The organism is Faecalibacterium sp. AM43-5AT, assembly GCF_003603345.1.
GTDB classification, from domain to species: Bacteria; Bacillota; Clostridia; order Oscillospirales; family Ruminococcaceae; genus Faecalibacterium; species Faecalibacterium taiwanense.
Map to the genome: position 1 here is coordinate 1 of NZ_QVGZ01000011.1, position 16,372 is coordinate 16,372.

Genomic DNA, 16,372 nt, shown 5'->3' on the forward strand with positions numbered 1-16,372 from the left:
TGAACTGACCGAGAAGATTGAGCAGTACGAGCGGGAAGGCCGTGCTGAACACGGTCAGCTGGACAAGATTCAGGATTTTATTGATGAAGTCAGCAAGTACGCTGGCATCACCGAACTGAACTATAAGATTCTGCATCAGCTGATTGACAAGATTCTGGTATCCAAAGCGGAAAAGGTCGATGGCGAATACGTCCAGAAAATCCAGATTTTCTACCGCTTTATCGGCCCATTGGATGCCATCGAGTAACAATGTCAGAAAAGTCACCTCCGAGAACTATCCTGCAGACGCAGGGCGCGAGGGCGAAGCGATTTTCCGCCGTGTGTATGCTCTTGCCGGAAGCAAACTCCCCATCAAGCGGCTGTGGATCAGCAGCATGGAGGATGCCGCTATCCAGCAGGGCTTTGAGAACCTGAGAGATGGCGCGGCCTATGATAACCTGTTTGCAGCGTCCGAGTGCAGGGCAAAAGCGGACTGGCTGATCGGCATGAACGGAACCCGTGCTTTTACGAAAAAGTACGGCAGAAAACAGACCATTGGCCGTGTGCAGACCCCGACGCTGGCGATGCTGACCGAACGGCAGACCAAAATCCAGAACTTTGTAAAGGAACCCTATTATAAAGTGGAACTGTCCGGTGCGGGTGTCGTGGCGGCATCGGAACAGATGGCGCAGGAGCAGGATGCCGATACCGTTCAGGCAGCTTGCGATGGACAGTGTGCTGTGGTTGGCAGCATTGAAAGCAAAAGGGTGGAAAAGAAACCTCCGAAGCTGTATGATCTGACAACCTTACAGCGAGAAGCAAACCGATACTACGGCCTGACCGCCAGCCAGACCTTACAGGCTGCGCAGGAACTGTATGAAGAAAAACTGGTGACATATCCCAGAACGGACAGCCAGTTTGTGACCGAGGATATGCGCAAGACGGTGGAATCTCTGGTGCTGGCTCTGGATGGCCAGACCGTGGATGTGAGCTACGTTATCAACAACAGCAAGGTCGCAGACCATCATGCGATCCTGCCGACGATGCAGGGCGCAAAGTGTAATAAGGAAAAGTTGTCCGAAACCAAGCAGAAGATTCTTTCGCTTATTATCTGGAAACTGGTGCAGGCCGTGCAGCCGCCGTTTATCTATGAGGATGTGCTTGTGACGGTATGCTGCCAGGGCAGGAACTTCACGGCAAAATATAAGGATGTTCTGCAGCCCGGATACACGGCAAAGCCTGTTCCGTTTGCAGAGCCGGAAAAGGACAAAGATGTACCGCTTCCGAAAAAGATGGAGCAGGGAATGGTTCTTCCTGTGGTACGGGCAGAGAAAAAGCAGGGCTTTACTTCGCCGCCGAAAGTCTACACCGAAGATACCCTGCTGTCCGCAATGGAAACGGCAGGCAACAAAGAATTTGAAAAGGACACTGAGAAGAAAGGTCTGGGAACCCCTGCAACGCGCGCCGCGATTCTGGAAAAGCTGGTATCCTCCGGCTATGTACAGCGCAAGGGCAAGCAGATGATTCCCACGGAGGACGGTGTGGCCGCGATCCGCAATATCCCGGACTACCTGAAATCTGCCAGCATGACAGCTGAGTGGGAAAATGACCTGCTACGGATGGAGCGTGGCGAAATCAAGCCCCACGATTTTATGCAGGGCATCCATGGACTGATCGATAAGATGCTGGCCGACTTGCGGCAGATTCCTACCGTCGCGGCGGCTCCCTATTATAATAAGGTAAGCGTGGGAAGCTGCCCGGTCTGCGGAAATCCTGTACATGAGAACAAACTCAGCTTTTGTTGTGCAGACCGCAGCTGCAAATTTGCCCTCTGGAAAGAAAGCAGATACTTGTCCAACATGAGAAAAACGCTGGACAAGAAGATGGCGGTAGACCTTTTGAAGAAGGGACGCACCCATGTAAAAGACTTTTATTCCGCGAAAAAAGATAAGACATTCGCCGCTGACCTTGTGCTGCGCGTCGAAGAGGGCCGCGCACAGTACAGCCTGGAATTTCCTAAAACACCGATGCAAACGAAAACGTAAAGGAGGTTTGACCCTTGCCACAGATTAACGATATTCGAGAATTGGCGCAGCAGAACGCCCGGTATGTCAGTAACTCGCCACAGGACTGGATGAGTTATCTGGATGTGGCGGCGCGGCTGTACCGCTATTCGTTCACCGATGCACTCCTGATCCACGCGCAGCGGCCCGATGCAACAGCCTGCGCAGAACTGGAACTCTGGAATCAGAAAATGAGCCGATGGGTCAACCGTGGCGCAAAAGGCATCGCGCTTCTGGATGATACCGGACCGCGTACCAAGCTGCGGTATGTGTTCGATATTGCAGACACTCATCTGGTGCGCGGTGGAAAAACACCGCTCTTATGGAATCTGGACAGCCACGAGCATGAGCAGGCTATCTTAGACCATCTGGCAGATACCTATGGTTTATCCCAGACAGACAGCATGAATACTGCCCTGATGGAACTGGCACAGCAGTTGACCGCCGACAATCTGGATGAAGCGATGGACGGTCTGGCCTATGAGGTGGCAGGCACTTTTCTGGAAGAACTGGACGAAGATAACATCCGCGTCCGCTTCCGGGAACTGATGACCAACAGTATTTTCTATACGCTTTCCCGCCGCTGCGGGCAGGAGCCTATGGATGTGCTGGACGATGATGACTTTATCCGCATTGTGGATTTCAACAAGCTGCCGGTGCTGTCGTTCCTTGGCAACGCGGTTTCCGAACAGTGCGAAGCGGTTCTTTTTGACATTGGCCGTGAGATGCGGAAAATTTACAAAAAAGAAATCACGCAGCAGCTTGAAAAATCCGTTGACAGCTTGTATAATACCAATACGGACTTTAACACATTAAAGCACGAAACCAAAGAAAACACGACCAAAGGAGGACAAGAAAATGGAGTTGACGTATTACCGCAAGGGAGATTATCTGTTCCCGAATCTGGCCGTGAAGGACGAGCCGCAGACCATCGGGAAGTACGGGATGCTGCGCAGGACGTACCTGAAAGAGAACCGCAAGAACTGGTATCAGAGTATGCTGATGAGCGGCAGGCTGAACCAGCATCTGGCGGAGATCGAGGAAGCAGCGGAGAGTCGGGTGGAAACCCTGCTGGACAGCCTGAACGAGAAGTTTCCGGCACCGAGCAAGGAAAAGGACCCGCTGGCATGGGCGGCGCACCAGAACAACCTGACGGCGATGGCAGAGGAGATCGTCTTGAAGGAGTTGGTGTACAATTAACCGAACCGACAACAGAACAAGATTTGAGCGAAGCAGAGGAAGAAATTGCCTCTGCTTTTTCTTTTCCTGATTTGCCGACCGTGGAACAGCAGATTCGCGCCATTGAAGCACCGATCCAGGCGCGGTATGCGGATGAAATTGCACTTGATCCCGAAGTGGTTGATGAAATTCTGCGCACGGGCAGTAACCGCAGCAAAGGTCAGCTTCGTCTGATCTACAATTTCATGGTTGAGAAAACCCCGGAAGAATACACGGAGTTCGTGAAAAACGAATACGGCACGGGAGGAAAAGGCTTTGAAATTGACGGCGCAAAGTATGCGGTCTGGTTCGATGATTTGGGGTTGCACATTGCGGCAGGCGGTACGGCAAAGGGCGGTACGATTGTCAATGCGTTTTTGTCATGGGAGGATGTGAGCAACCGCATCCATGAACTGCTCCGGCAGGGCGAGTATGCGCCGCAGGCGGTTCTGGATGCTGCACGGCAGAATGCTTTGCAGGAACACGCGCAGACGGTGGCTTATATGGAACGTGACTTGGCAGACGGTGTTGCCGAAGCAGTGTTTCAGGATACAGCAATCTTCAGGGGCGGTTTCCCGGAACTGACAGACAGGCTGGCAGGCTTGCTGGATGATACGGATTTTCTGACTGACCTAAACGACAGATTATCTGCGCTGGGGGAAGCCTACGCCGAAGATAAAGACCTGATGCGGATGCACTTTTATAAGCCGGATAAAGTGGCAGCTCTGTTCCAGCAGTTTGCAAAGCCTTATCAGAACTACTCGGCGCGGGATGGCTTTCACTGGAATGAGTACAAACGATTCATCACGGAAGATGAAATCAATGGATATTTCACGCGGGGAAGCAATTACTCGGATAGTCGGCTGGCAATCTATTCGTTCTTTCTGAATCATGAGGACAAAAAAGAACGGGCTGACTTCCTGAAAGAGCATTACGGGATCGGCGGCAGCAGCCATGCACTCTGCGGGGCAGACGATTCTCACGAAGATCACGATGGCAGGGGCATTTCTTTGGAGCGTGGCTCATACGGGAACCCGGATGCAAGCGTTCATCTGAACTGGAATCAGGCCGCAGGCCGGATCGACCAGCTTATCCGTGACAGTGAGTATTTGAAGCCGGCAGACTACTCCCGGATGCCTGCTTATGAGCGCGAGCGGATGGCAATGCGGGTGATGGGATTCTATCACCATCTGCCGAACGAAGTGGAACGGCCTTATCCGCAAGACCTTTACCATGAAGATGGTCGAACGGCTCTCGTCGAAAAGCTGGCAGACCCTGAACAAGCAACGGAACTTCTGGAGCAGATGGACACTGCACTGCTGTCTGTGCCAATGGATTCCGAAGAATATGAGCGCAAGGCAGAATCCCTCTCTATCCTGCACCAGTATGTCGAGGGAACGTACACGATTTTCCCGGAAAAAAAGAGGGCTGTTGAGATTGCGGTTCCTGAACAGGGGCAAATTTCCATGTTTGACTTCATGGAGCAGGAGCCGCAATCGAAAGAGCAGTCAACCGCCGCAGCGGTTGAGAAACCCAAAAAAGATGCGCCTCTTGCAGATGAAAAGTATTCGGAGCAGACGCTGCAGCCCCTGCCACTGGATGCCGCCAACGAATATAACGCACTGAAAGAGCGCTACCCGGATGCTCTGGTCGGCTATGAGCAGTACGGAAACTTTGAGTTCTACGGCGAGGATGCAAAGCGCATTTCGGAACTTCTTGGCAGCAAGCTGTTGGAAAAGGAAACCGCACTCGGCAAGGTTGAGGTATCTGGTTTTCCGCGTGAACAGTGGGTTTCACAGGCAATGAAGCTCTGGAAGCAGGGGGAGAGTGTCTATCTGTCCGGCCAGCAGGAAGATGGAACCCATGCCCAAACGAAATACTTCCGCAGAGAGGAATATCTGCCTGTTAATACCATCATCGAACTGGACGATAGAGAGTTCCGTGTGGATTCGGTGGACTTTGGAAATGGAACGGTCAGTTTGCAGGACATGACCCTTGCAAAAGAAGCCCGGTATCCGATTTTCCGAACGGAACAGCTGGAGTACATTCGGCATCTGTACGAACAGGCAGATGTACCGATGGAAGAAGCGGTTGAAATCACAGTCTTTACGGCTCTGCACAATGCGGGTGTGGCCTACGAGGATTTCTCCCCGGAGCAGATGGATGTGATCTATTCGGTGGCAGAAGCAGGCGGCGAGCTGGAAGAACTGCTGAATCCCGACTTCCCGCCAGAACAGATGCAGCTGATCGCAGATGTGCAGAACCGAACGGATGCCATCAGCCGTGCAGCAGCAGAGGAAGCCCTTGAACCGCTGACCCAGCAGCCTATGACCCCGGCAGAGGTCAACCATGCACGGCGGCAGCACAATCTTCCGCTGGACAGTGGAGCAGAAACAGAACAGCCTGCACAGCCCAAACAGAAACCTATTAACTTCCGCATTACGGACGATGATCTCGGTGCAGGAGGGCCGAAAACAAAGTATAAAGCCAATGTGGAGGCGATTCGAGTGCTGCAAACACTGGATGCAGAGCAGCGGCAGGCCACTGCAGAGGAGCAGGAGATTCTTTCTCGGTATGTGGGCTGGGGCGGCATTCCGCAGGCGTTCGATGAAAACAATGCGGACTGGTCAAAGGAATATGCCGAACTGCAGTCCCTGCTCACGGCGGATGAGTATAAGGAAGCCCGTGCCAGTACCCTGAATGCGTTTTACACCTCTCCTACGGTCATCAAGGCAATGTATGAAGCCCTGGGCAATATGGGATTGTCCAAAGGCAATGTGCTGGAACCGTCCTGTGGTGTCGGTAATTTCATGGGTCTGGTGCCGGACAGCATGGAGAAGATTCGGATGTACGGTGTGGAGCTGGACAGCATTTCGGGCCGCATTGCACAGCAGTTGTACCAGAAAAACAAAATTGCGGTGCAGGGCTTTGAAACGATGCAGTTCCCAGACAGCTTCTTTGACTGTGTTGTGGGCAACGTACCGTTCGGCAATTACAAAGTGCCGGACAAGCGGTATGACCGCCACAATTTTCTCATCCACGATTATTTTATTGCGAAAAGTCTTGACCTTGTGCGTCCGGGCGGTGTGGTAGCGGTGGTAACGTCCAGCGGTACGATGGATAAGAAGGATTCCTCTGTCCGTGAGTACCTTGCCAACCGTGCCGATCTGGTAGGTGCGATTCGTCTGCCGAACAATGCGTTCCAGCGCAATGCCAACACGGGCGTGGTTGCTGACATTCTGTTCCTGCAGAAGCGTGACCGTGCAGCGGTGGAGCGGGCAGAATGGGTGGATCTCGGTGAAACGCCGGAAGGATATTCCATCAACCAGTATTTTGCAAAGCATCCTGAGATGGTGCTGGGCGAGATCACCACGGAAAGCACCCAGTACGGCAAGCAGGAAACCACGGTCAAACCCATCGAAGGCGCAGACCTTGCCAAGCAGTTAAAAGAGGTGGTCGGCAACATCCATGCCACCATCACGGAGCCGGAAATCTCCGACGATGAACTGGATGTGCAGGAAGAACCTATCCCGGCAGACCCCAGCGTGAAGAATTTCAGCTTTACGAACGTGGATGGACAGATTTACTACCGTGAAAATTCTTTTATGAACAAGGTGGAACTGCCTGCCGTTACTGCAGAGCGAGTGCTGGGCATGATCGCTCTGCGGGAAACCACCCGGAAACTGTTGGATTGTCAGCTGCATGATGGTTCGGATGCGGAAGTACAGCTTTTGCAAAATGAACTGAAACGGCAGTACACCGCATTTAAGGCGCAGTACGGTCTGATCAACAGCACTGCCAATAAGCGGGCGTTCCGACAGGACAGCAGCTATTGTCTGCTGGCATCACTGGAAATTCTGGATGAAGAGAAGAATCTCAAACGACTTGCCGATATTTTTACCAAACGTACCATCCGTAAGCCGGAGCCTGTTACCTCGGTGGACACGCCAAGCGAAGCTCTGGCACTTTCCATTGGAGAAAAAGCAAAGGTGGATATACCGTTTATGGTGCAGCTCTGCGGTAAACCGGAACAGGAGATCACGGATGAACTGGCAGGTGCGATTTTCCGAAATCCTGTGACACAGCAGTGGGAAACCTCGGATGAATACCTGTCAGGCAATGTTCGTGAAAAACTGGCCACAGCAGAAACCTTTGCTGCAAACCATGCAGAGTATCAGATCAATGTGGACTACCTGAAACGGGTACAGCCCAAGGATTTGGATGCTTCAGAAATTGAAGTACGGCTGGGTGCGAACTGGGTGAAGCCGGAGTACATCACGCAGTTTATGAAGGAAGTGTTCAAAACACCGAACTACTATGCTGGTATTGACATTAAAGCAACCTATTCCGAAATTTCAGGTGCATGGAACATTTCGGGCAAGTCGCTGGATCGCGGCAATCCGCTTGTCACCAATACCTACGGAACCCTGCGCGTCAATGCTTATAAGCTGTTGGAAGATGCCCTGAACCTCCGGGATACCAAGATCTACGATACGATTCACGATGCGGATGGCGACCACCGTGTACTGAATAAGCAGGAAACCATGCTTGCACAGCAGGCACAGGAATCCATTCGGGAAGCGTTCAAGCAGTGGATTTTCAAGGATTTAGACCGCCGCGAGGATTTGTGTGCGACCTATAACCGGATTTTCAATGCGATTCGTCCTCGTGAGTACGATGGCAGTCATATTCGTTTTGAGGGCATGACCCCAGAAATTTCCCTGATGCCGCATCAGAAAAATGCCGTTGCGCACATTCTGTACGGTAACAATACGCTGCTGGCGCATTGCGTGGGTGCAGGCAAGACCTTCCAGATGATTGCTGCCGGTATGGAAAGCCGCAGGCTGGGCTTATCGCAGAAAAACCTCTATGTGGTGCCAAACCACCTCACAGAGCAGTGGGGCGCAGACTTCCTGCGGCTCTATCCCAATGCCAATGTGTTGGTGGCAACGAAAAAGGATTTTGAACCCAGCAATCGAAAGCAGTTCTGCTCCCGCATTGCAACCGGCGATTACGATGCCATCGTGATCGGTCATTCGCAGTTTGAGCGAGTGCCGCTCTCCCCGGAACGGCAGAAAGCCATTGTAGAGCGTCAGATCGACGACATTACGCTGGCTCTGGCCGATGCCCGGAGTGAGGACAGCCGCAGTTTTACGGTCAAGCAGATGGAAAAAACAAAGAAAACACTGGAAGCAAAGCTGCAAAAGCTGAACGACCAGACGAGAAAGGATGATGTGGTTACATTTGAGGAACTGGGGGTTGACCGCCTGTTTGTGGACGAGTCACATTTCTATAAAAATATGTTCCTCTACACAAAAATGCGGAATATCGCAGGTATCGCCCAGACCGATGCACAGAAGTCCAGCGATATGTTTGCAAAGTGCCAGTATCTGGACGAACTGACAGGCGGCAAGGGTGTGACCTTTGCAACCGGAACCCCGGTCAGCAACTCGATGGTGGAGCTGTACACCATTATGCGGTATCTCCAGTATGACACCCTGCAGAAGATGGGGCTGAGTCACTTCGATGATTGGGCGGCATCCTTTGGTGAAACCGTCACGGCAATCGAGCTTTCCCCGGAAGGAACGGGCTACCGTGCGAAAACACGTTTTGCCAGGTTCTTTAATCTGCCGGAGCTGATTTCTCTGTTCAAGGAATCGGCGGATGTGCAGACGGCAGATATGCTGAACCTGCCTGTGCCGCAAGCAGAGTACATTAACGAAGTGCTGAAACCGAGCGAAACGCAGGAAGAAATGGTAAGTTCCTTTGCAGACCGCGCTGAGGCTGTACGCAACGGCAGCGTGAATCCCAGATTCGATAATATGCTCAAAATCACGAACGATGGCAGAAAACTGGCACTCGACCAGCGGCTTATGAATGATATGCTGCCGGATGAGCCAGAGAGTAAAGTGAATCGCTGTGTGGACAATGCGTTCAAGGTCTGGGAAGAATCTGCCCCGGATAAGGGAACACAGTTGATTTTCTGCGATTTATCGACACCAAAAGCCGATGGCACATTCAACGTCTACGATGATGTGCGGGAAAAACTGGTGGCGAGAGGTGTTCCCCGTGAAGAAGTGGCGTTCATCCACGAGTACAACACGGAAACGAAAAAGGCAGACTTGTTTGCAAAGGTGCGCGCAGGACAGGTGCGTGTCCTGATGGGGTCTACGCCGAAACTTGGCGCAGGAACCAATATTCAGGATCGGCTGATTGCCCTGCATCATCTGGATTGCCCGTGGAAGCCGTCTGACCTAGAACAGCAGGAAGGACGTATTCTCCGGCAGGGAAACCGGAATAATCAGGTGAAAATCTATCGTTACGTCACTGAAAATACGTTTGATTCGTATATGTGGCAGATTCTGGAAAATAAGCAGAAGTTCATAAGCCAAATCATGACTTCTAAATCGCCTGTCCGTGCCTGCGATGATGTGGACGATACCGCACTGTCCTATGCCGAAATCAAGGCACTGGCAACGGGCAATCCCTACATCAAGGAAAAGATGGATCTGGATATTCAGGTCAGCAAGCTGAAGCTGCTGAAAGCCAATCACACCAGTCAGATTTATAGCTTGGAATCGGATATTGCGCGCCGTTATCCGCGAGAAATCGCTGCGGCAAAGGGTCAGATCGAAGCCCTGAAAACCGATATAGAAGCGGCAAAACCGCTTCTGGCGCAGGACAAAGACCACTTCTCTATGGAGATCAGCGGCAAGGTGTACACCGAACGCAAGGAAGCGGGTGCAGCCATCATTGAGGCTTGCAAGGCTTTGAAAGCGGCTGGCACCGAGGGAAGGATTGGCAGCTACGGTGCGTTTGAACTGCATTCCCGGTTTGACAACTTCGATAAGACGTTCCGCTTATCCATCAAGGGCGCATGGAACTACTCTATGGAAGTCGGCAAGGACCCGCAAGGCAACATTCTGCGTGTTACCAATGCACTGGCAGGCATCGAAAGAGCATTGCCACAGGTGGAACGCAGACTGGAAACCTTGGAACAGCAGTTGGCGCAGGCAAGGGAAGAAGCCAAACGTCCTTTTGCACAGGAAGCGGAATTGGCTGAAAAATCTGCGCGCCTTGCGGAGCTGAACTCTCTGCTCAACATGGATGAAAAGGGCAGTGAGGATGCACTGGGCGTGGACGAGGATGCAGCCGAAACCGAGGTTGCAGATAAGCCGCGCCAGCCTGTGAACTATGCAGGCCGCGTTGCGGAGCGCACTGCGGACAATGTGCGGAAACCCTCTGTGCTGGCACAGCTTCATGCAAAGCAGGCAGAGCGCACCGCCGAACCGCAGAAATCCCAGAAGCGGAAAAGTTACGATATGGAACTGTAAATAGGATAACCCCGTTAGATCTCTGCAAGAAATCTGGCGGGGGTATTTTTGAGGAAGGAGGGCATTTGCTGACATTAACACCGATCAACCTGAAAACGGCAAACGCATTTGTGCAGCAGTATCACCGTCACCATAAGCCGACACGAGGGCATAAGTTCTCCATCGGCGTATCGGAGAATGGCGCATTGGTGGGCGTTGCTATCTGCGGCAGACCTGTGGCGCGGCGGTTGGATGACGGCTATACGCTGGAGGTCAACCGTCTGTGTACAGATGGAACACCAAACGCCTGCAGCATCCTGTATGCGGCGGCATACCGCGCAGCACGGGCAATTGGTTACAACAGAGTTATTACCTACATTCTGGATACGGAAAATGGAGCATCCCTGAAAGCTGCCGGGTACACCTGTGAGGGCAAGGCCGGGGGATTGGAGTGGAACGGCGTAAAAGCACCGAAACAGGCTGACCAATATCCGCGCCAGATGAAAACACGATGGGTCAAGAAAAAGGAGGGGTTGCATGGCAGTTGACCGCAAACAGCAGATGAAAGAAATCACGGAACGGCTGGAGCAGGGCGTAAAGGACATTTTTACATCGGAAATGTACACGACGTATCTGCGCACGATGGCAAAATTCCACAATTACAGTTTCAACAATACGCTGCTGATCGCTATGCAGCGGCCTGATGCCACACTGGTGGCAGGGTTCAACGCATGGAAAAACAAGTTTAACCGCTACGTTAAAAAAGGCGAAAAGGGCATCCAGATCATCGCTCCAGCTCCCATTAAGGAAGTCGAGGAGCGAGAGAAAATCGACAAGGATACGGGTCTGGTTGTGCTGAACGAAAATGGCGAGCCGGAAATTGAACGTGTGGAGTATGTGGTTCCGCGCTTCCGAGTGACGACGGTTTTTGATGTTTCGCAGACCGATGGTGAACCGATTCCGTCGTTGGAAGTGAACGAACTGACGGCCAGTGTCAAAGATTACGCTTTGCTTACAGCGGCAATTGAGCAGGTATCACCTGTGCCGATGCGATTTGATGAAATCGAAGGAGAGGCTAAAGGCTATTATAGTGATGCAGACAAAGAAATCTGCATTCAGGTCGGCATGGGCGAGAGCCAGACCATAAAAACGATGATCCACGAGGTCGCTCATGCGATGCTGCATAATAGTGATTTAATGAAACAGCGCGGGGAAGAAAAAGACAGGCTCACGAAAGAAACCGAAGCCGAAAGTATTGCATTTACGGTCTGCTCGGCTTTGGGCATTGATACGTCCGATTATTCATTTCCTTATGTAGCAAGCTGGGCCAGCGGCAAGGAGATGAAGGAACTGAAAGATTCGATGGATACGATTCGATTGACCGCAGCCGACTTTCTGGAAAAGCTGGAAGCGGCAGTCGCGGAAAGGAGCGCAGAGCGTATGACTGCGATGCAGTATGCGGAAAAGTTGATTACCGAAAAGGAGCAGGGAAAAACGATTTTCGATGATGAGCAGCGAAACCTCATCGCGAATTTTGCTTTCAAGCTGGATGACCGGGCTGCAACGGAAGAACTGGTGAATGGTCTGGCGGCTGCACTGACCGAGGATGACAAAGAAGAAGCCAACCGCCTGATGTACGAAGCACAGGAGAAAATCGAAAATCTGCCGGATAGAATGATTGGCCTTTCGGAGATGCACGACTATGGTTATCGGAAGGATGATATGCTGCCGCTGATGAAAGACGCTGCGCTGGAATGGCATCGGGCTGGCGAGAAAATTTATCCTCTGTTTTCGGATGGTACGGCAGGCGAGTTTGCCAGCAAGGAGCAAATCGCACAGCATGACGGTATTTTCGGCATCCGAACAGATGTATGGCAGAGTATTCTGCTGGAACAGCAGGAAAGTTATCTGGAAGATGATTTTACATATCCGCAGTTCCCGTTTTCGCCCATCACCAGAGAACAAGCCCTGCAGCTGTACGATGAGGGAAAGCAGATCTACTTAGTCCGCACAAGTCTGCGGCCAACGATTGTCACGGAACGCGCAGAAATCGAGCGCGGAAGTGATGTGTTCCAGATCGCAACGGCAGAACTAGAACTGGAGAAGAGCCGAGAAGAATCTTTGCTGCAGAGCAGTGAAAAACAGTTCGGTATTTATCAGATCACAGGGCGTGACCCGGAACATAACTATCGTTTCATGGGACTTGACTATGTGGAGAAGAAAGGCATGACGGTTGCCCGTGCAGATTATGACCTGATCTATGCCGCACCGCTTACGGAAAAGGACACGCTGGATGGCATTTATGAACGGTTTAATATCCAGCGTCCGGCAGACTTTACGGGACATTCGCTGTCGGTCAGTGATGTGGTGGTACTCAATGATGGCAGTACAGTCAAAGCCTACTATGTGGACAGCATTGGATTTGCAGAACTGCCGGATTTTTTCAAGGAAAGGAATCTGGATTTGCAGAAAGAAAACCTTTTGAACGAAGAACTGCAGGAAATCGAAATCTTTGATAAGCCGGGTCTTTTCAGTAATGGTCGACTGCGGGATGAAGATGTGCCGGAGGGCTTATATCGCTATGATCTGCGCGGTTCGGACTACGACCCAGGCCAGCCCATTACAGTGGAGAAAACTGTGGTGGTGAACCATGCGGCATCTGTCCTGATGGCCGAAGAACTTGACCTTGGCGCGGAGGGGCGGCTGGAACTTGGCGAGGAAGGACTGAACTTCACAGGCGCAGAGTTGACCGTGCGAGAGTTCATGGAGGAACAGCAGCAGAAAAGAAATGGACTGATCCACGGCGATTCCGACCATATCGCAGTCGAGGGGCATATCGGCACATGGTACGCTATTGATGAAACGGAGATTGGCGGCGAGAAGTTCTTCCTGCTGGAGCATGAGGAACACGGCGACATGGCGGCTTGTGTTGCAGTCAATGAGTGGGGCAAGTTGGTAGCGGAGGATTTGTGGAACGGCTTCGATGAAGATTTTCAGGAGGCCGTGCAGAAATATTTCTCTGAAAAATGGAATATGCCGAAAAAAGAAGATGTGGTATCGGAGATCATTGAAAAGGCTGTGCCTGTGCCGGACAACAGCGCACAGGATTATTCGGATGTGCCTGTCTACTACGAGCCGTTCAGCTATGCCAAAGAAAATGACGAGGTGGATTTGTACCGTACATCCTATCGGCTGAACAGCGAGTGCAAGCAGGCAATCCATGAAGCGATTGCGGACAATTATGACGGAATGTACCTTGGCGATGATGCAGTCAATCAGGTGGTGCGGCAGTACGGCATGGAGCGTGTGGGCTACATCCTGGCGAACACTCTGCACCATAAAAGCTACGATGGCCGCTTTTCTCCCGGCAATAAGGAATGGGCAGAGCAGGTCAGCACCCCGGAGCATAATGCAGACCGCATGACCTTCCGCACGGATTGGGTGGTTGACAGCCACCCGGCTATTCTGGATGGCTTTGTAACGATGTTCAGGGGAGAACTGGAAGCACAGAAAACACGGGAGCAGCCTTTTGTAAAGCAGTTCTATGTGGTCGAAAATTTGCAGGACGCGCCTTTGAAAATTGAGCGGTTCGGCAATCTGGATGATGCAATGTCACAGTATCAGGCCCTTCCGAACCATTACATGAAAGCCTTGGGCGTGGAGAAAAATCCTAATCCTCTGCCGGGTTCACTGGATGTTTTGCAGTGCAGGAACGGCATTGACACCATCGTAGAGGATTATAAAACGGTTCCGGGCTGGGATAACCCGTATATCCAGAATCATGTTGTCCAGCTGTTACAGGGGACCTTAGCCGTGCAGGATGTGGAACTGGCCTACGAATTGCCGGATGCCTATTTTCACATTCAGACCTGTGACGATGGCTTCGACTATACCTTATATAATAAGGACTTCACGGAACGGGATGGCGGCATTCTCGAAACGGACGGAGATAAGTCTGTGCAGGATGCTATGACGGAGCTGCTGGCAGAGTTCGGCTGCGATGCAGCACAGGGCAGGATCATGGACGCGGCAGAACTGCGGGAACAAGCCGATATGGTGGCAGAGCAGCAGGCAGAGGTTTTGAAAGAAAAACTCGCCGCAGAAAGACCTGCGCCGGAAGAAACGCTCAGCTTTTATGTTGCGGAGTGTTTGGAGTTTACGTTTGCGGGAGAGTTCCACGACCATCTGACCATGGAAGAAGCCTTGGAAGCCTATGACAAGATTCCGTCCGAACGGATGAATGCTGACAAGTGCATTGGATTCTGCATCGAGGAAGATGGCGGCTTTGTTGGAATGTATGAGCTGGTCGTGAACGACAAAGTGCAGCGTGAGAACATCAACTCCATCAACTACTTCAGGGATGATAAGCTGGTGCAGCAGGCTATTTCCGATATGGAAAAACTGATGGTAGCACGGCAGCAGAGTAAAGAGCAGGAACGCAGCAACACGAAAAAGTCTGTTCTGGATGCCCTGCGCAGTCTGAAAGCCAAAAAGCAGGAGCAGCTTGCACAGGAGCAGCCCAAACCGCAGAAAGGCAAAAAGAGAGGAGATATTGAGTTATGATGCGTTTTGATGAACTGGAATTGATGCTGATGGCGATGTTTGAGCAGCCGACGCTCAAAGATACGATTCAGGTGTTGACGGAGGTCCAGCTGCTTGTGGCAGAGGATGCGGAGATGGCTGCGCTGGTTCAGCAGACCATCCCGAAGATGCAGCAGTTGAATGAGCAACAGTTCAAGGGGCTGGAACTGGAATGGCATAGGCCGGAGGATGATGCAGGAAAATGAGTTCAGATGTGTTTGTAATCTATCAGATCGACAATTCTGAGAAAAACCGTGAGTATCGCTGCCGTAGCTATGAATACCAGATTCAGCATGGTTTTATGATAACCGCAGATAATTATGGTACAGGCTATTCTGGTACGGCTACGAGAGGAATGGGCGCGGAAGCGATTCGTAAAAAGATGGAAAGAATTAACCCGGACAAATTCAAAATTAGAAAATTTGGGGTCAGTGATGTAATCGGATTGACTGAGGCAGGCAGAACATCTTTTTTCTATGTTGATAAGGATAGGTTGGTGAGATTCAACGGCTTTTTCCCAAAGCCCCAGAGTGGCACATACCTGATTCTTGATGAGGGCGGCTATCAGGTGGCAGGACAAAAAGGCACATGGCTGGTATCGGATGAAGTGGAGGTCGATGGTCAGCGGTTTGTTCAGATGAGAAGTGAACAAACAAAGAATCCACCGCCGAGCATTATTCTTCACGAGAGTGGAGCCTTTGTGACGCAGACAGTTTTAGGTTTCGATGGAGAAGCTACCAGAAAGATGCGTGCTTTTTTACAAGGCCCAAAGCCTGAACTGCTGCACCACCAGAAGTTCTTTGAAAACGGTACAGCGGAACGCGCCAAAGAATCTGGCACAGAGCAAAACTACAATATGATAGATGGCTGCGTCAACAATGTACCAAAAAAGCCCCGGCGCATTGGCGGCAGGTGGTCGGTGCTTGATCGGCTGCATATTAAGCAGGCTGAGCGGCGACAAAAAGACAATACGCCGCAGCAGGAACAGGAAAGAAGCCGAAAAAGTTAAAATACCGTAATATCGTTGAGATGGCTTCCCCAAAAAGGAGGCCATCTTTTATGCACGAGTTGAGCCAGAAAAGCTATCCATCTGATGGAGTCCTCAGCGTATACGATTTGATTCTGATACCAAAGTGGGTAATGGAGAAAATTGAGGATTCTACATACAGAAGCACCTATGTTGAGCAGCTTCAAGCACAAGGGTATCCTATTCGTTGG

At 51.5% G+C, this 16,372-nt stretch carries 8 protein-coding genes; all 8 read left to right on the forward strand.

Features of this window, described 5'->3' with window-relative positions:
- A partial coding sequence (locus DW937_RS11685; protein ID WP_120121011.1) for a DUF4368 domain-containing protein occupies positions 1 to 247 on the forward strand: 247 nt, incomplete at its 5' end.
- Positions 234 to 2,024: a type IA DNA topoisomerase gene (locus DW937_RS11690; RefSeq protein WP_165852929.1), complete on the forward strand. Its 1,791-nt coding sequence runs from the start codon at positions 234 to 236 to the stop codon at positions 2,022 to 2,024. The genes DW937_RS11685 and DW937_RS11690, both read left to right, overlap by 14 nt.
- Positions 2,025 to 2,900: 876 nt before the next feature.
- Positions 2,901 to 3,242 carry a TnpV protein gene (locus DW937_RS11695; RefSeq protein ID WP_112091874.1) on the forward strand — a complete coding sequence of 114 codons (342 nt, stop codon included), beginning with the start codon at positions 2,901 to 2,903 and terminating at the stop codon, positions 3,240 to 3,242.
- 1,496 nt (positions 3,243 to 4,738) lie between these two features.
- Entirely contained in the window at positions 4,739 to 10,594 is a 5,856-nt protein-coding gene (locus tag DW937_RS11700; RefSeq protein WP_243111477.1) for a DEAD/DEAH box helicase family protein, read from the forward strand.
- A gap of 65 nt (positions 10,595 to 10,659) precedes the next feature.
- Positions 10,660 to 11,121, forward strand: coding sequence for an XF1762 family protein (locus DW937_RS11705; RefSeq protein WP_120121014.1), 462 nt, complete (start codon positions 10,660 to 10,662; stop codon positions 11,119 to 11,121).
- Positions 11,111 to 15,136, forward strand: a complete 4,026-nt coding sequence (locus tag DW937_RS11710) for a DUF3849 domain-containing protein (protein WP_120121015.1) — start codon at positions 11,111 to 11,113, stop codon at positions 15,134 to 15,136. Before DW937_RS11705 ends, DW937_RS11710 begins: the two co-directional genes overlap by 11 nt.
- Complete coding sequence (locus tag DW937_RS11715) at positions 15,133 to 15,360, forward strand: transposon-transfer assisting family protein (RefSeq protein ID WP_120121016.1); 228 nt, start codon at positions 15,133 to 15,135, stop codon at positions 15,358 to 15,360. Before DW937_RS11710 ends, DW937_RS11715 begins: the two co-directional genes overlap by 4 nt.
- On the forward strand, positions 15,357 to 16,163 hold the full coding sequence (locus DW937_RS11720; RefSeq protein WP_120121017.1) for a YodL domain-containing protein: 807 nt from the start codon (positions 15,357 to 15,359) through the stop codon (positions 16,161 to 16,163). The genes DW937_RS11715 and DW937_RS11720 overlap by 4 nt, the downstream gene beginning before the upstream one ends.
- Positions 16,164 to 16,372 lie beyond the last annotated feature (209 nt).